The 16,113-nt window shown below is 55.6% G+C and carries 14 protein-coding genes; 13 read left to right on the top strand and 1 reads right to left on the bottom strand.

The annotated features are described in order from the left end of the window. The first annotated feature begins 241 nt into the window (after positions 1-241). From HZ99_RS17145 to HZ99_RS17130, 4 genes are read left to right on the top strand one after another with little or no spacing between them, the layout of a single operon-like run. A complete protein-coding gene (locus tag HZ99_RS17145; RefSeq protein WP_025992777.1) occupies positions 242-1,408 on the top strand; it encodes an SAVED domain-containing protein in 1,167 nt (388 codons plus the stop codon). Then, positions 1,408-2,658 (top strand): nucleotidyltransferase, encoded by a 1,251-nt coding sequence (locus HZ99_RS17140; protein WP_019334920.1) that lies wholly within the window; start codon positions 1,408-1,410, stop codon positions 2,656-2,658. Before HZ99_RS17145 ends, HZ99_RS17140 begins: the two co-directional genes overlap by 1 nt. Then, complete coding sequence (locus HZ99_RS17135) at positions 2,642-4,426, top strand: HesA/MoeB/ThiF family protein (RefSeq protein WP_038444650.1); 1,785 nt, start codon at positions 2,642-2,644, stop codon at positions 4,424-4,426. Before HZ99_RS17140 ends, HZ99_RS17135 begins: the two co-directional genes overlap by 17 nt. Then, positions 4,423-4,905 carry a Mov34/MPN/PAD-1 family protein gene (locus HZ99_RS17130; RefSeq protein WP_019334922.1) on the top strand — a complete coding sequence of 161 codons (483 nt, stop codon included), beginning with the start codon at positions 4,423-4,425 and terminating at the stop codon, positions 4,903-4,905. The genes HZ99_RS17135 and HZ99_RS17130 overlap by 4 nt, the downstream gene beginning before the upstream one ends. A gap of 28 nt (positions 4,906-4,933) precedes the next feature. On the opposite strand, the gene HZ99_RS17125 is transcribed toward HZ99_RS17130, so the two are convergent. Next, positions 4,934-5,482, bottom strand: coding sequence for a 3'-5' exonuclease (locus tag HZ99_RS17125; RefSeq protein ID WP_038444646.1), 549 nt, complete (start codon positions 5,480-5,482; stop codon positions 4,934-4,936). Positions 5,483-5,709: 227 nt separating this feature from the next. Here HZ99_RS17125 and HZ99_RS17120 point away from each other — a divergent pair, with 227 nt between their 5' ends. The 9 genes from HZ99_RS17120 (at position 5,710) to HZ99_RS17085 (ending at position 16,096) form a co-directional block, all read left to right on the top strand. Next, entirely contained in the window at positions 5,710-6,348 is a 639-nt protein-coding gene (locus HZ99_RS17120) for an antitoxin Xre/MbcA/ParS toxin-binding domain-containing protein (RefSeq protein ID WP_306474135.1), read from the top strand. A 363-nt stretch (positions 6,349-6,711) separates the two neighbouring features. After that, on the top strand, positions 6,712-7,104 hold the full coding sequence (locus HZ99_RS28655) for a DUF6957 family protein (protein ID WP_074321239.1): 393 nt from the start codon (positions 6,712-6,714) through the stop codon (positions 7,102-7,104). Between the two features lie 811 nt (positions 7,105-7,915). Continuing rightward, on the top strand, positions 7,916-8,941 hold the full coding sequence (locus tag HZ99_RS17115; RefSeq protein WP_038444644.1) for a glycosyltransferase: 1,026 nt from the start codon (positions 7,916-7,918) through the stop codon (positions 8,939-8,941). Next, complete coding sequence (locus tag HZ99_RS17110; RefSeq protein ID WP_038444642.1) at positions 8,941-10,089, top strand: NAD(P)/FAD-dependent oxidoreductase; 1,149 nt, start codon at positions 8,941-8,943, stop codon at positions 10,087-10,089. The genes HZ99_RS17115 and HZ99_RS17110 overlap by 1 nt, the downstream gene beginning before the upstream one ends. A gap of 25 nt (positions 10,090-10,114) precedes the next feature. Beyond that, the gene (locus HZ99_RS17105) at positions 10,115-10,900 is read left to right on the top strand and encodes an NAD(P)-dependent oxidoreductase (RefSeq protein WP_038444640.1); all 786 of its coding nucleotides are present in this window, start codon (positions 10,115-10,117) and stop codon (positions 10,898-10,900) included. Beyond that, positions 10,897-11,730, top strand: a complete 834-nt coding sequence (locus tag HZ99_RS17100) for a sugar phosphate isomerase/epimerase family protein (RefSeq protein ID WP_038444638.1) — start codon at positions 10,897-10,899, stop codon at positions 11,728-11,730. The genes HZ99_RS17105 and HZ99_RS17100 overlap by 4 nt, the downstream gene beginning before the upstream one ends. A gap of 2 nt (positions 11,731-11,732) precedes the next feature. Then, positions 11,733-12,089, top strand: a complete 357-nt coding sequence (locus HZ99_RS17095; protein ID WP_038444636.1) for an SMR family transporter — start codon at positions 11,733-11,735, stop codon at positions 12,087-12,089. Positions 12,090-12,100: 11 nt separating this feature from the next. After that, the gene (locus HZ99_RS17090; protein ID WP_038444634.1) at positions 12,101-12,907 is read left to right on the top strand and encodes a glycosyltransferase family 2 protein; all 807 of its coding nucleotides are present in this window, start codon (positions 12,101-12,103) and stop codon (positions 12,905-12,907) included. Between the two features lie 15 nt (positions 12,908-12,922). Next, positions 12,923-16,096: a hypothetical protein gene (locus HZ99_RS17085; RefSeq protein ID WP_038444632.1), complete on the top strand. Its 3,174-nt coding sequence runs from the start codon at positions 12,923-12,925 to the stop codon at positions 16,094-16,096. Positions 16,097-16,113: the final 17 nt, after the last annotated feature.

Here is a 16,113-nt window from a genome sequence, read left to right as displayed (position 1 = left end):
GCGCAGCTCGTTTTCATCAGTCCTACATACGCTGTGGTCAGTGCCATTACCCACCAGCACTTGCCAGAAAACGAACGCCGCCACCACCGCCTTTCGATGAGCCAAAAAAGCATCCTGCTAAAAGGCGACTCAGCATTCGTCACCCTCAGATCTCTCTTGAAATCGGGACGAATGACCCTAATATGATCTTATCTTGCCATCATCGTTTTCAATCATGGATGTTTTTCGGGGGTCGGTCGAAATGGCAGAAAAAGAAGACGCTAAGCCCGCGAGCGGGCGCTTTAACACGAATGATGAGACGAAGCGGATCGTATGGACACAGACCGCTGGTCATTGTGAACTGTGCGGTACGGATCTAACGTTCGACTATCGTGCCGGCAAGCCAATGAAATGGGGCGAAGTGGCGCATATCTTACCCGCCAGTCCCAAGGGGCCTCGGGGACGCGCGGATCATGATGCTGAGGCGCACACTAACGATACTGCTAACCTGATGCTCCTGTGCCCAGGCTGTCATGACAAAATTGATCGTGACGCAGATGGCTACCCTGAAAATGATCTGAGCGGTTTGCACCAAGCGTACCTTGAACGCATCCGACTCGCCGCAACGACCCCCGATGGTGGCAGAGCCATTCCTCTCATCGTCCAGAGTCAGCACTTTCAGACGATCAACGATATCCCCGTTCGCGATCTGTTGACTGCGATGTCCGCCGAGGGATTAACCGCCTTCGATCAAGGCATCAAAATCGCCTTCGCTGCGCCCGGACCACGTGGCAGGGACACTACCTATTGGCAGAACGTCAAAGACAGCGTCCAGTATGAGCTGGAGCAGCAACTCAAGCGTCGCGGCGGCACTTATGGCGATTCGCCCGCGCTAGCAGTAGTCGGCTTGGCCGACATTCCGGCCTTGATGATGTTGGGCCAGAGTATCGGCGACCGTTCCAAACGCTTGATCTTCTCTTTTCATCGCGAGCATCTTTTGCGCTGGCCCGATCAGTCTGCTGAGCCGCCTAGTTTTCTGTTTACGCCTCCACCCAACGGCGATGGCCCACTGGCGTTGGTGCTCTCCATTTCTGCGCAAGTTCCAGTACGCGACGTGACCGACGCTCTACCCGGTGCACGTATTGCAGAGCTGTCGATCCCAGAACCAAGCTACGCGATGGTACAGAACCGTCGGGTGATTCATGCTTTTCGCGACGCACTTCAAATACGACTGAGCCAGCTTGAGGCTCTGACTCCTGACCCCATCCACGTCTTCGCCGCCATTCCTGCGGCATTGGCCATCGAGTTTGGCGCGTTGCTCACAACACAGCATCAACATACATACCTGATCTTCGATCGGGACAAAGAAAACCAAGATCGGTTTACGCAAACACTGCAATTGGGTCCCGTGGCCCAGGAGGCTATGTAATGCTTTTGAGCAACGAACAGACCAAGCGCAGCAGTTGGGAATATTTTCTGCTTCGCGCCGCGCGGGAGATCTCGCTGTCGGAAGCGCAGTACGAAAAAATCAATGACCGCTACTCCCAACTGGAAAAAATCCTCTCGGCTTCCGACAATCCGTTGCTCGCTGAGGCTCATATTTTCGTTCAGGGCTCAATGCGGCTGAAAACGACCATTAAGCCAATTCCCGGCGCGCCTGCGGATCTGGACACCATTGATGCGGACGCGATTATCTGGCTCCCTCACGCTCAAGGCGCTGGTGCGAAGGAAGTTCTAGAGGCGATTGAGCAGCGTTTTAGGGAAGGCTCCCGCGTTCAGGAAGAAGTTAAGCAACTACGTCGTGGTATTCGAATCGTTTATGCAGACGAAAATCCAGGTTTCCACATCGATGTCACACCTGCCCGGGCGATCAACGGAAATGGCGAAGCAAACGGCGAGGGTAAGCTTGAGGTTCCGGATCGAGTCACAGGATGGAAAGCGAGCAGCCCTATTCCTTACTCGAATTGGTTGCAGGTCGCTTCCGCCCAGGAAATCTCTCTGGAAAGCTTAGTGGTTGCCAAAAGCCAGCGGATGCTTGATGCCGCGACCCAAGATCCTTTGCCGCATTATCAGGATTACATCGATCAAGATCCCCTGCGTGCGACCATTAAGCTGCTCAAGCGGCATCGCGATGAATGGGCCATCAAGACAAGGAGCGCTGATACTCGCCCAATATCTGCGGTCATCACCACTCTAGCCACGCACGCATACCTGGATGTCGTAAAGGAGTCGCAGTCGAAGCCTCTGGCACCGCTCGATGCAATTTTGGAAATCGTTCGCAGAATGCCGCAGCACATCGCGCATAGAGGTAGCGACTGCTATGTCTGCAACCCTGCCGATAACGGCGAAAACTTTGCAGAGAAGTGGAATCGACCGGGCGAGGGGCAAGGCTACCGTCAGGCATTCGCCAAGTGGCATGCGGACGCCAGTGCATCTGTGTCATTAGGTTTGGAAAGTTTTGAATCCAATGACTCCTTTGCCGAGGCAGTGAAAAAGAACTTCGGTATTGCGCCGGCGTTCATCACGGCAGTGAACAATGAAATCCCTGCGAATTGGACGATGCCCGGTCGACCGGATGGCACTACTCGAAACTCTGCTTCGATGGGTTCGCTCTTCGGAGGGGCCAGCGGTGGCGGAACCTCTCAGTCGAGCGTAAAGCCAGTTGGACGCCTTGGCTGATCCTATTAAGACACCATTGCAGCGCGGAATCGCCGCACTGCGTAACACCCTAGGTCAGGATGCTGCCGATGCATTGCTCCAGCCCGCACCCATGCGGGCTGACGAAGCGGCGTGCTTTCACTTCCCCTTGCCCATCGATTACACGGGGCAGGAGCGGCGACTGCGTATAGGTTTCCCCTCCAACTTTCCCCGCGGGCTCTTGCGGCTGAACGTCGAACCCTCTCCATGGCTGGTTTGGCCGCATGCCACTAAGTCGGGGCTTTGCCTTCATGGCTTTCAGGAACGCCCCATCATGGGCTCCCCGGAGGTCGTGGTAGAGGACAGCCTTGCTCGCTTGGCCCAGATCGTTTCGTTGTCCAAGATGGGATCAAACCAGGCAACACGCGATATCGAATTTCAGAATGAGATCACTACCTACTGGTCGTTTCAGCACGGGCAGTCATTCCAGAACCTCTTACTGTTGGATCGACCTCAGGCTGCCTCGCAGTTGTTTGCGCTCAGCGATCCGCGCCGAGCTGTGCCATCCGGTCAGGAAACGGTTTGGTTAGCATCGAATGTAGCTGCACTCAAAGGGCATTACCGACGGGTCGTCGGGCGCTCTGCTGTCATTCGTGCGGCCGAAACTCCCGGTTTTTACGTCAAGCTTCAGACTTATCCGGATATCCGCACCCCGGATCCAGAAGATTTATTGCTGTGGCTAAAGCCACACCTTCAACCAGACGATGCCGAGCAATTGCTGGCATGGTTTGAGCTGCATGGAACGTTGGCGAGTCGATGGATTGTTCTGGAGCTTCCAGGAGGCGCAGATGCTCCAACATATTGTCTCAATGTGCGTTCGCTCGGTGTACAGCAGGAGCGGGGGGCAAAGTTTGGCTTGCGTACAGCTCGCCGGCGGCCAGCTATCGCAAATGCTCATCCTCCGGCGCTCGTCCGAGCAACTGCCCTGGATGTGCTTGATCGAGCGTCCATCCTGTCCCGCGATATAAGCGGCACTGCACAGCACCTTGAAAATGCTCGAGTCGTTTGTGTTGGCGTTGGCTCATTAGGCAGTACGGTGGCAATACAATTGGCACGATCCGGTGTCGGCCACCTTACCCTCATCGATCCTGACACTTTGGTGTCAGCCAATCTGGGGAGGCACGTTCTGGGAGCGGATAGCCTAGGGAGGCTGAAAGCCTCAGCGTTGAGGGACAAGATTCTGTTAGATCTTCCGACGACAGAATGCACCGCTTATTCGACTTTTGCCGAAGTAGTGATGAGTAGCAAACCAGAAGTGTTCGATAACGCAGATCTGGTGGTGATCACGACAGCAGACTGGCAGTCGGAGGTCACTGTATGGCGAACCAAATCCAGCGGCGCTCCTTGGGGGCTTTTACAAGCCTGGAGCGAACCGTATACCCAGGTCGGCCATGCTCTATTCGCACCAGGCGGCACCTTTGATGGCCGTCAGTTGTTCACGGACGTCGGCGATTTTTTGCATAGATTTACAGAGTGGCCGGGAGGCGGTGTTGTTCCACTGCCCGCGTGTGGCGAGAGCTTTATCCCAGGCGGCTCGCTGGGAATGACCAATATCGCCTCTATGGTGTCGCACACGGCCTTACGCGCATTGACCGGCAAGATCGCCACTGCATCTTGGGTCAGCAGCATTTATAGGCCTGAAGATGTGCTGAGCCTAGGAGGCCAATACCATGGGCCCAAACTGCCAGAGGGGACGCAGCAAATCCTACTCGAACGCGGATGGCCGGAAGATAAGGACGAAATGGTATGACGGATATCGCATGGCGCTGGCGATGGCCGGAGGTGGACTCCGAGCTATTGGTGTCCCAGGCGGTCGCGGACATCTTGGATAGTCATCGGCAGGGCCTTTTTGGCGTGGAGCGAGGTGGACAGTTATTCGTCAACCCTGTTGATCCGAAAGGTTTGCTGCTGGCCTTGGCCACGTTGCCTCATCGCGCCGATCGGTCAGGCTGGTCTTGGCTAGAGTTGGATGCGGCGCGGTGCCGTCAGGAGATCCAGGCTGCCAACGAACAAGGGTTACGCCTGGTGGGCTATTGGCATACGCATCCCCAATCCGTTCCGGTGATCTCTCCGGCAGACATCGGTAGTTTCTCCAAATTTGCTGCACGTTACACGCAGGATCTGCCGCACCCAATAGCCATTATTGTCGGCAAGTCCGAAAAACCAGAAGGTATCAAGGCGTGGTCGTTCAGGGACGGCAGATATGTTGAGGCAACCTGGGTCAGATGAACTTCAAGTCAGTGCGGTGGAAGGCAGGTCAGCGTTTATAGTTACCCGCCAGCATTAGGGCGAAGAGCTCTGCCTGAAAGCGGGCATCATCCAATGCGTTATGGTTCGGTTCGCTGAGTGGCTTCAGCACAGCGGTCATTTTGGATGATTTTGTTTCCTTCCAGCTGCAACCTACAGCGCCCATAAAGTAGGCCTTCATGTCGATAGCGGTAAAACCAAAGGGGTTGGTTTCTAGGTATTTGTGGAAGTAGTAATTGACGAATGACCAGTCAAACGGTGCATTGAGTCCTACGAAAATGACCTTTTGCCCCGTTTGGCAGGACGATCTCAGCCACTGATCAAATGTCAGCATCGCCTGTTGCGGAGCGAGACCCTCGCGCTCCAGCTTCTCCAGACTCAGCCCCGATACTGCCAGCGCTTCGGGGTCGTGTTTCGGACTGTCAGGCCGTAGTTCAAGATAGATGGACGTTTCAGGTTGGGCTACAAGACAAGCTCCAATGGAAAGCAGACTGTATTCGCCTGGTATAGGCCCAGAAGTCTCGACGTCGACGGAAACATAAAGCTCATCAGGGTGCATGTCATATCCTTTCGTGTAGTTAACTGATCACGCTCAGGCTCTTAGCCATGTGAAGGTGGAAAGGCAGGTATATCCATTGCCCCATTTTTTGCTGTTTCACTCGCTATCCGGCGTTCGAGCAGCGGCAGTGCCTGTCTACCAGCGGATTGCGCGTTCCTTTGGTCAGCTCTGGGCCCAACCATGATGATGTGTGTCATTCTCTGATGGCGGATGAGGGCCGGACGATCATGAGTGAAACTGAGCGTTGGATAGTAAAATCCCAGAAAACTGAGGACGGAACTGGCGACATCATCATTGATCTGCCTCAAGAGTTGCTTGACCAAATGAGGTTAGGTGTTGGGGACGACCTGGAGCTAACGGTAGCGAATGGCACATTAGTGCTGACGCCCGTGCACAACACAATATCAGTGCGGCCCATGTTTGCTGGCGTCCTGAGTCAGGATGTCTATCATGCTTACCGCATGCGTCTGGAGACGCTTCTTCATATCTCTGTCAATGCTTCGGATCTGGACGTTCACGACATGATAGTAGCTGGCTTCTCGGTCAGCCTGATAAAAATGCTTTGTGATGATGGAACCCTCAGCGACGAAGAACGCGACAGAATCATTCAACCCAAAACGCTTAAAACAAAACTGTCAGCCAATCAGCTTTTAACGTTGCATGAGAGCGATCGCCTGTTCCGGTTTGCACATATTAGCGCCATGGCCGAGGTGATCTTCGGTGACAAAGGGAAGGCCAAACAATGGCTTTCCAAACCCAAAGCCCGTTTTTTAGGAGAAAGCCCATCGGCGGTGGCCACTACAACCTTTGGCACACATCTAGTCGAAGAAATGCTGATTCAAGTGTCTGAGGGCATGTCATTTTGATTCAGTCGCAGCCAAACGGCTTCTACCGCTCCTTGAGTAACATGGATTTCATGCGCCTATGCCCGCGTCGCCTTGCCGAATACGGCATGCACGGGCATCCATGAAGCACTAGGTTTCACCCACATCGGAACCTACCGCGAGGTAAGGTTCAAGCACGGCAATGGCATAGCCGGGTACTGGCGTAAACCACTTTATCTGGTGACAGCTAGATAGAAATCATCCCGTTCAGTGGGATGAGGGGAGAAGGCGGACCAGCTGTAAAATGGCCCAGTGGTCGGCATAGGAACCTCGTGTGTCGCGGGGAGCTAAGCTGAATGATGCTTCTCGTTCGAATCAGTTTTTTTTGATCGGCCGGAGGTACAAATGAACCTGGCAGATTTTGTCTCAGTGCTTTCTGCGGGTGAGAAAATAGACGGGTGCCAACTCACCACCTCAGATGCTGTGGCCCTCGCCAGTCTGCATTTTCCTTCCCGTGCCTATTGTCTTGTTGCTGATTGGGCAATATTGGATCTCGACATTACAACACGTCAGCGAAAAGCCATTACGGATAGACAGCTAATACCTGCTCTCGTTTACGCTTTGACCGTTATCCAAGACAGTAAAGGCCGCTTCCCGCCTGGTGGTTGGGTCCGAACAACGCTGGGTGTTTCCTTCACCCATGGCTGCTTATTTCGAACAAAAAACACAGTTTATGTGCTGATGGGGACCGGTCGAAGGTTGCGCACGGATTTAGACATCGCACTGAGCCTGTGTTGAAAAAAGACTATTTCCGCACAGGTGAGTGACCGGTCGCGCTCACATAATATTTCGTGCCTGAATGAACGCTCGCTGTTGTGTCAATCTATGTTGTTACCAATCGGGCCCCGTATTTGAAGTGCGACCCGTCTGTGTCAGTCTATGTTGCTGTTGTGTGGATCCCGGGTCATCCTACAGGCCCCGATTTACGAGAAGGGCTGTGTCAAACTATGTTGTTGGCAACCAACAGGATCGACTTCAAGCCTTCCATAAGCCTTGATGAGTTGATCGCCTCAACACCCCGCGATGGCGATGCCTTCGTGGGGTGTTTTATTTGTGCGGGACATCTTGGGAAGTCGTGCTCACCAATGAAAAATTTGATCTTGGGCTAATTACTTATAGGTTGTTCAAGTTCACTAAGATTGGCTGAGTTAAATAATAGAAGCTGGTTGGTTTTTAACTAATTAGCTCTTTTGAAATGATGGTATTGGCCTGTTCTCAAGGCTGGCAGAACGCCATTCCGACGTCGTTAGGGCTCCATTTTTTGTGTTATGATCCTGCGCAACTTTAGGCTTGCGCCAGGCTTGATAGATTTTTTCTATTAACCATGCCCCCCGGTTTTTCAGGCGTGACCGCTGTTTCAGGCGTGCTTTTGTCCTGGTGCTTCAAGGAAGAGCGATTTGAACGTTTGGCAATGGCTACCCTTTCTCGTCAGTGATGATCCTGTGGTTCTGAAACGCTCGGTCAGTGGCGTGAGGCATTGTGGCTATACATGGCGATCTCGGATAAACGACTCATCCAGTCTTTTAATTAATTTTTGCGAGAGTTGGTGATGGCTTATTTTCCCTGTTTTTTATCTGTCGTTTTTGTCGTTCGTAATCAGGGCGATAAAATTGAAAAAATACTGTCCGAAGCCGCCGAAGTCATTGCGAAAACCGTCAGCGACTATGAGTTGATCGTTGTTGATAACGCCTCTGATGATGACAGTGTCATGGTCTTGAAGGGGTTGACGAGCGAGAAGGGCCTGGCCAACTTGCAGGTCTATGCACTGACCAAGGAAGTGGACACCGACACCGCATCCTGGGTCGGCCTGGAAAACGCCTTGGGTGACTATGTCGCGGTCATCGATCCGCTGGTGGACGACATCAACTTCGTCCCACAGATGCTAGATCAAGCGGTGAGTGGCGCCGATGTCGTCTTTGCCCACAACGAACAAAAGAGCACCCAGAGCCTGGCCTATCGTTGGGCCAACGCGGTGTTCCACAGCATGTATAACCGCTTCAATGGGGTTCATCTCGCCAAGGAGGCGCCTCAGTACCGCATCCTGAGCAAGCGAGTGATCAACTTCATCCTGCAACACCCCCAGCCGTCGATGACGTACCGCCATCTTCCGGCCACCGGTGGTTTTGCCCGCTCCTACCTCAACTACAGTGCAGTGCCTCAGGCCTCCAGCCCCAAACGACTGGGCGACAGTATTGATCGTGGCGTGCGTTTGCTGGTTTCCACCACCCGCGCGCCGATGCGTCTGGTGACCTACCTTTCGCTGTTTGGCGCCGTTGCCAACCTGGTGTACTGCGTCTATGTCATCTCGGTGGGTATCTTCAAGGCTGATGTAGCGCCTGGCTGGATCAGCTTCTCGCTTCAGCAGTCAGGCATGTTTTTCCTGATTTCACTGGTATTGCTGGTGCTGGGTGAATACATCCTCAACATGGCCAGCCTATCGAATGAAGGGCCGCTTTATCATGTAGGGCAGGAGTTCACCAGCGCCCGCATGACCCGGCGCGAGAAGCTGAACATTGAAGAGGTAGCATCTGGTTCGGTCGCACCCAAGGCTCAGCCCTCCGAACGAGTTTCCTGATGTCGAGCGCCCAAGCCAGCCAGCCTGAGCAGGATGCCGTCATCATCGGTGGCGGTTTTTACGGTGCAGCCATTGCGGTCTACCTGGCCAAGCAACGGGGCTTCAAACGGATCCTTTTGGTGGAGCGCGAGCCTGAATTGATGATGCGCGCCAGCTACAACAACCAGGCACGTGTGCATAACGGCTATCACTACCCGCGCAGTTTCACGACGGCCTATCGCAGTCGGGTCAACTTGCCCAGGTTTGTCCAGGACTGGCCGCAGGTGGTCAAGCAGGACTTCACCAAGCTGTACGCCATTGCCCGGCGCAATTCCAAGGTCACAGCCAAACAGTTCGAGCGCTTTTGCCGGGACATCGGTGCGGACCTCAAGCCTGCCGATCCTGCGCTGCGCGACTTGTTCGAACCACGCTTGATTGAAGAAGTATTCCTGGTCGAGGAGTATGCCTTCGACACCACCCGCCTGGCGGCCTGGGCGGCGCGCGAGTTGACAGAAAGTGGCGTGCAGATCCGCTTCCAGACACGGGTCACTTCGATTTCCAGGGGCGCCGAGGCGCCTTTGCAGGTGGTCACCCAAACGCCCCAGGGCGATAAGGCGCTGACGACTTGTCGGTACGTCTTCAACTGCACGTACAGTGGCCTCAATCAGTTTGCCGGTGATTTCGCGGGGGTCAGTACCGGCCTCAAGCAAGAGATCACCGAAATGGCCTTGATGCAGATGCCCGAATCCCTCGAGGGGTTGGGGGTCACGGTGATGGATGGGCCGTTCTTTTCAATGATGCCGTTCCCGGCCCGTGGGCTGCACACCTTGTCCCATGTACGCTATACGCCGCACTTGCACTGGAACGATGAAAAGGGCCTCGACCCTTACGAAAAGCTGCGGCTTTATGACCGCGATACACGGGTCGATCGTATGGTCAGGGACGTCGGGCGGTATATCCCCGCAGTGCTCAAGGCCCAACACAAGGATTCGCTGTTCGAGGTCAAGACCATCCTGGTGAAGAATGAAGGGGATGATGGACGCCCGATTCTTTTCGAGAAGCATGCCGAGCTGCCAGGTTGCTTTTCCGTGCTGGGTGGCAAGATAGACAACATTTACGATGTGCTTGAAAAACTGGATACCGAGAGTTTTTCCCATCAAGGTCAATAAAACTTCAGGTTTGGAGCGGAAAAAGATGAATTCGCTTATTGGTTTCTCCGGGTTTGTCGGGGGCACGCTTCTTAAACAGGCTTGCTTTGAAGACTTGTACCGTTCCACCAACATCGGTGAGATAGAAGGCAAATCCTTCGACCTGGTGGTCTGTGCCGGCGCCCCGGCGCAAAAATGGATTGCCAACCGCGAGCCTGAGGCCGACCGCCAGAAGATCGAAGCGCTGATCGCCCACCTGAAAACCATTCAATGCAAGACCTTCGTCCTGATCAGTACGGTGGACGTGTTCAAAAGCCCTATCGGTGTCGATGAAGACACCCCGGTGGATGAGTCCGGCCTGCATGCCTATGGCCTGCACCGTCGGCTGTTGGAAACCTTCGTTGAAAGTCATTTTCCGAATCATTTGATCGTTCGCCTGCCAGGGCTCGTCGGGCCTGGGTTGCGTAAAAACGTGATTTTTGACTTCCTCAACGACAACAACCTGCAGGCGATCGATAGCCGCGGCGTGTTCCAGTTCTACCCGATGATCAACTTGTGGTACGACATCCAGACCGCACTCGACGCAGGGCTCAAGCGGGTCCACCTGACCGCGCAGGCAGTGAGTGTCGCCGACATTTCGCTGAAGGGCTTCGGCAAGCCTTTCACCAACACCCTGGCTAATGCCGCTGCCACCTACGACATGCAGACCAAGCATGCGCAGCTGTTTGGTGGCACTGGGCGTTACCAGTACAGCGCCCGCGAAACCGTGCAGGCCGTGCGGGCCTACGCGCAATCGGAACCGCTCAAGGCCGCATCGGGAGCACAGGCATGAGGCTGGCGATTTCCAATATCGCATGGGAGACCACCGAGGATGAAGTCATCGCTGAACTGCTTGCGCGCTTTGCCGTGGATGCGATTGATATTGCACCGGGCAAATACTTCCCGGAGCCTGCCAAGGCCACGGATGAGGAGATTGCGCGGGTCAAGGATTGGTGGGCGCAGCGCGGCATTGCGCTGACCGGCATGCAGGCATTGTTGTTTGGCACCACAGGCCTGAACGTCTTCGGCTCCCCACAAAGCCAGGCGGACTTGTTGGAGCACTTGGCGGGTGTATGCCGCATTGGCGCAGGCCTGGGTGCAACACGGATCGTGTTTGGCTCGCCGAAGAACCGCGATCGCAGTGGTCTGACTGATCAACAGGCGCTGGAGGCCGCTGTGCTGTTTTTCCGGCAACTGGGCGATATCGCCCAGGCATGTGGTGTCACGATCTGCCTGGAGCCCAACCCCACCTGCTACGGGGCGAACTTCATGACCACCAGTGCGCAAACGGCAGTGGTGGTGCGCGCGATCGATCACCCGGCGATCCGTATACAACTGGACACCGGAGCATTGGCGATCAACGGTGAAGACCCGTTTACCGTGCTTGAGGATTGTGCGGCGCTGATCGGGCATATCCACGCCAGTGAACCGGACTTGCTCCCGTTGGGTGACGGCGGTACTGAACACGCCAACATGGCGCGTGCCGTGGCCCAATACCTGCCCGGGCATGTGGTCACCATTGAGATGGTGGCGACCAAGACCGAACCCCACGCGCAATCGATCGAGCGTGCGCTGCAGGTTGCCCGCCAGCATTACCGCACCCCCGACGAGGTGACGGCATGAGCATGAAATGGATCATCTTGATCCTGGGTATCTTGTCGAACGCCTCCGCCAGCGTTTTGGTGAAGATGGCGATGATGCCCCCGCGCAAATTTCCTTCCTTGAGCGACCCGATGGCGGCACTCAGCAATTGGCCGTTCTGGCTCGGGCTGGGCCTGTATGGCGCTGCGTTCCTGCTCTATGCCGCGGCATTGGCCCGTTTGCCGCTGAACGTGGCACACCCGGTCCTGACGGCCGGGGCTATCGCGACGGTCGCCCTGTTTTCCCTGCTGTTTTTCCGTGAGTCCTTCCACTGGACCACCGGAGTCGGCATCGCCCTGGTTATTGCTGGCGTAGGGCTGATCACAGCTCGCGTCGTTTGATGGACATTAAAATGACTTCTTCTGATATTGCTCCCGATGTACGTGCCGGCTGGCAGGTGCCTTCCTTTGACACGCCACTCTGGCTGGGTCGCCAGCACCCTTGGTGCGTGGTCATTCCGGTCATCAACGAAGGTGACCGGATCAAGAACCTGCTCACCCGTATGGCGGCGTTCAACATCGCGGACATGGCCGACATCATCATTGTCGATGGTGGCAGCTCTGATGGCTCGCTTGAGTTGCAATCACTGCAACAGGTGGGTGTACGCGGTCTGCTGGTCAAGACCGCTGCGGGCAAGTTGAGCGCACAGCTGCGTTGCGCCTATGCCTTTGCCCTGGACCAGGGCTACGAAGGTATCGTGACAATCGATGGCAACGACAAGGATGATCCAGAGGCCATCCCGCGTTTTATCGAAGCGCTGAAGCAGGGCGTGGATTTTGTCCAGGCTTCGCGCTTTGTCGAGGGCGGTGTCGCCGAGAACACCCCCAAGTCCCGCGACTTTGCGATCCGTTTTATCCATGCACCGATGCTGAGCCTGTTTTCCGGCTTCAAGTGGACCGATACCACCCAGGGCTTTCGTGCATACAGCCGCAAGATGCTGATTGATCCAAAGATGGCGATCTTCCGTGACGTGTTCACCACCTATGAGCTGCTTGCCTATCTGTCGTACCGCGCGCCGAAACTGGGCTATCGCTGCGTGGAATTGGCGACGGTGCGCCGCTATCCCCAAGGTGAAGTGCCTACCAAGATCAGTAGCGTAAAAGGCAACCTTTCGGTGCTGGCAGTATTGTTCCGAGCTTGTTTTGGCAAGTACAACTAAAGATCTGGTAGTGAAATGTTCAAGCATCTGGAATTGAATGAAAGGGTTTCTTCAGTGCTGGCGACCGTGGTTATCACGGCGTTTGCATTGTTGCTATGTCTGGGTATCTCGACCGCCCCCAAGTATGCCGACTTCATCGTGGGCTACATCAGTTGGACCGCAGATACCAAGTTTCAGGATCAGGTGGTTGCTCCGGTATTCATCGCCGTTCTTTTCTGTGCGTTGCTGTTTTTTACGTCCTTGATGGGGCGTCACAAGCAGCAGTTCGGGAACGACAGCGCACTGGTTTTTTCCAACCAACTGCTGTGGTGGTCGCTCCCGGCGATCACTGCCATTGCGTGTATGGTGCTCGGCACGGACCTTGAACCCAAAGTCCTGTATTGCTCGGTGTTTGGCGTCTCGTTTATCGCTTTGGCGGCCACGGTTTGCGCGGTCAAAAAGGTCAGTGTCGACCCTCGGGTATTTGGCCTGGGCGCGCTGGGTATCCTGTTGCTGGCGCTGGTACAGCTGGAAGTGGTCCTGGCTCTGGGTCGGGCGCCAGCCGCCTTGACCCAGGGTATCGAGCTGTCCAGATATGCCAAGCCTACTTACGCAATAGCCATCGTTGGATGGATCCTGGGTATGGTGTACATTCTCTGGAACCCCAAGGGTTTTGCCCGAGTCGCCGCGTGGCTGTTGGTGGCCGGTCAACTCGGCCTGTCGACCTTTTATCTGGCGTTGTACCCCGCTCGTATACAGGAGCCGGATGGCAGTATTTCCAAGTACGAGACCACGATCTGGTTGAAGGTACTGGTTATCGCAATGCTGGTGTGGGGCGTGATAGATGTGCTGCGCCGTTTGCGGCGGTACACGGCAACGGGCGACATTGCCACGCTGTTGTCGCCTATCGCGTTCTTCGGCTTGTTGGTGGGTTTGAAAATGGGCACGACCATTTTCCCCAACATCAGTGCCGACGACTATCACTTCGGTGAAAGCCTGTTGGGCTGGTGGTCCTATCTGCAAGGTGCCGTTCCCTACATTGACTATGTTCCTGCCCATGGCGTCATCGGTGATGACCTGACCCAGTTCTTGTCATTTGTGTTTTATGACGGTTCTGCCGGCAGCATTATTCATGTCGGTACCCTCAGCATCGCGCTGTTGTCTTTTGCTGCCTTCCTGTCGCTCTACTATTTTTCGCGCAGTATAGGGCTGGCGTTTGCCGCCATCTTCTTCTTGACCGCCAACATTATCTGGCTGTTTTTGATCCCGTTTCTCTGCCTGTGGCTGAACCCATCGTTGCGCGAGCGTCCCGAGCGTTGGCTGCTGGCGTGGATGATCACGGCGCCGCTGGTAGTCCTCGGAATCCCGCCACAAGGGCTGCTGCTTGCGGCGGCGTCCGGGGTGATGGCTGCTTATTACGCCTGGCACCTTTGGAAAGCGCCCCAGCCCCGGAAACTGAAGAGCATTCTGATTGCTGGCGTGGCGCTTCTGGTGTTGGCGGTGGTTACGCCTGCGGGGATCATGCTGTTGGGGGCTATCCGTTATGTATTGGAAAACGGGCCCATCAACCAGGTGGCTTATGGCATGCCATGGGAACTGAGTTGGGAGGGGGCACGCAAAGGCTTTGTGTTTGAAGTGTTGCGTATGTCCTGGATCGCTATTCCGCTGGCGTGCCTGTTGTTGGTCCATCGCTGGTTTCAAACGCCCGAGCGTCGTCTCGACACCTTGCTGCCATTGCTGGTGGTCTTCCTCTTTGCGCTGTTGCTGATCCCTTACTCGATGGGACGCGTCGATCCAGGTGGTATGTCTCGCCCGGGGTTGGCGGCGAGTTTTGGCTGGGCGATCCTGTTGCCTGTCGTCTGCTGGGGCATGCTCAGCGCGCGCAACAAAGTGCTCATGGTTGTCCTGGCTGCGAGCATGAGCGCATCCCTGGGCTTCACGCCGGTGTCGATCAATAACCTGGTCAAATCCACCACGGCCGTTATCAGCACCCAAGGGTTGGGCATCAGTGATGGCGCCGCCGCTGGCTTGCCGAACATCGGCCGGTCCTTTGTACAGCCTCCTCACTGGGACAGGCTTACCCGTCTGTCGCGAGTATTGGCGGACAACGTTCCGGCCGGCGAAACCTACCTGGATCTGACGTCCCGGAACGCCCAGTACTTCTACCTCGGTTATCGACCGCTGCTGCCGGTTACGGCGGCGTACAACATGGTGTCGCCCGCCCAGCAACTGCGGGCTATCGAGACCCTGAAACAAGACCTGCCGACCATCGCCTTGCTGGAAGGGATGAATATCATCCACGATGGCGGCGGCCTGGCGCTGCGTAATCCGTACCTGTATCGGTTTATTGTCGATCACTACGACCCGGTCTATGTGGACGGCTTCATTCTCGGGCGTAAAAAGGGCAGCGCCTCAGCGCCAGTTACCAGTATCGAGATTCCCTTGATGGACTTCACCGATGCGAACTGGAGCCACGGCATCAATCGCACTGTCGCAGCGCTCTATGTGTCCGATCCGGGCATGTTGGCGGCGCTGACGGTGGGTGATCAGATCCAGGTCAACCAGAGCGAGATTCGCCGGATTCGCGAGATACGTACCGCAGGTCAAAGTGTATGGTTGGAGGGCCCGGCGTTGCAGGTTTCGGACGCTGATCCGGTCAGTCACCCACGCCTGATCGATCCTCGCCCCGAAGCGCTTGCCGAATACCAGACAGCCTTGCTGCAGCGCGCTTTTGCATCACCGGACCTGAAAAAAATCCCGGTTGCCTGGGGCCGTTCCCAAAGCTCCCTGAGCAACAAGATGACACTGATCAACAATCTCAATGACGTAACGCCGAGCCTCAACCAGTTAGTGGCACACGAAAGCAGCTACCGGGTGGATGGCGATGACCCATCGATGAGTTTCGATGTTGCGGCGCTGAATCTGTCTGGCCACGACGCTGGCCTGCTCAAATTCGAGTTCCGCTGCTCGGGCCGTGCCACCGACCCGCGTATGCAGGTGTTCTGGTGGGGTGACGGGCAGCAGGGGCCGTTCGAAGCCTCCAGTGTTCGTTTCAATGCAGAGGACGGGACGTTGATCGTGCCACTGGATGCGTCACCACGTTGGTTGACGTTGCAGCATGTGAAGGGCATCCGGATTGATCTGGACAATGCTGGCGCTTGCAGCAGTTTCAAGGTCGATAACCTGGCGCTCTACCAGCGGCAGCACTGATGTAAGGTGCTCTCAAC

The organism is Pseudomonas fluorescens, assembly GCF_000730425.1.
GTDB classification, from domain to species: Bacteria; Pseudomonadota; Gammaproteobacteria; order Pseudomonadales; family Pseudomonadaceae; genus Aquipseudomonas; species Aquipseudomonas fluorescens_X.
The sequence above is the reverse complement of the archived record's forward strand: the minus strand, read 5'-3'. Positions and strand labels throughout refer to the sequence as shown.

Bases quoted from the DNA above. Each gene is read 5' to 3' on its own strand.
- HZ99_RS17140 (WP_019334920.1), top strand. From the start codon at position 1,408: ATGCTTTTGAGCAACGAACAGACCAAGCGCAGCAGTTGGGAATATTTT.
- HZ99_RS17125 (WP_038444646.1), bottom strand. From the start codon at position 5,482: ATGCACCCTGATGAGCTTTATGTTTCCGTCGACGTCGAGACTTCTGGG.
- HZ99_RS17090 (WP_038444634.1), top strand. From the start codon at position 12,101: ATGACTTCTTCTGATATTGCTCCCGATGTACGTGCCGGCTGGCAGGTG.
- HZ99_RS17105 (WP_038444640.1), top strand. From the start codon at position 10,115: ATGAATTCGCTTATTGGTTTCTCCGGGTTTGTCGGGGGCACGCTTCTT.
- HZ99_RS17120 (WP_306474135.1), top strand. From the start codon at position 5,710: ATGAGTGAAACTGAGCGTTGGATAGTAAAATCCCAGAAAACTGAGGAC.
- HZ99_RS17110 (WP_038444642.1), top strand. From the start codon at position 8,941: ATGTCGAGCGCCCAAGCCAGCCAGCCTGAGCAGGATGCCGTCATCATC.
- HZ99_RS17130 (WP_019334922.1), top strand. From the start codon at position 4,423: ATGACGGATATCGCATGGCGCTGGCGATGGCCGGAGGTGGACTCCGAG.
- HZ99_RS28655 (WP_074321239.1), top strand. From the start codon at position 6,712: ATGAACCTGGCAGATTTTGTCTCAGTGCTTTCTGCGGGTGAGAAAATA.
- HZ99_RS17085 (WP_038444632.1), top strand. From the start codon at position 12,923: ATGTTCAAGCATCTGGAATTGAATGAAAGGGTTTCTTCAGTGCTGGCG.
- HZ99_RS17095 (WP_038444636.1), top strand. From the start codon at position 11,733: ATGAAATGGATCATCTTGATCCTGGGTATCTTGTCGAACGCCTCCGCC.
- HZ99_RS17100 (WP_038444638.1), top strand. From the start codon at position 10,897: ATGAGGCTGGCGATTTCCAATATCGCATGGGAGACCACCGAGGATGAA.
- HZ99_RS17115 (WP_038444644.1), top strand. From the start codon at position 7,916: ATGGCTTATTTTCCCTGTTTTTTATCTGTCGTTTTTGTCGTTCGTAAT.
- HZ99_RS17145 (WP_025992777.1), top strand. From the start codon at position 242: ATGGCAGAAAAAGAAGACGCTAAGCCCGCGAGCGGGCGCTTTAACACG.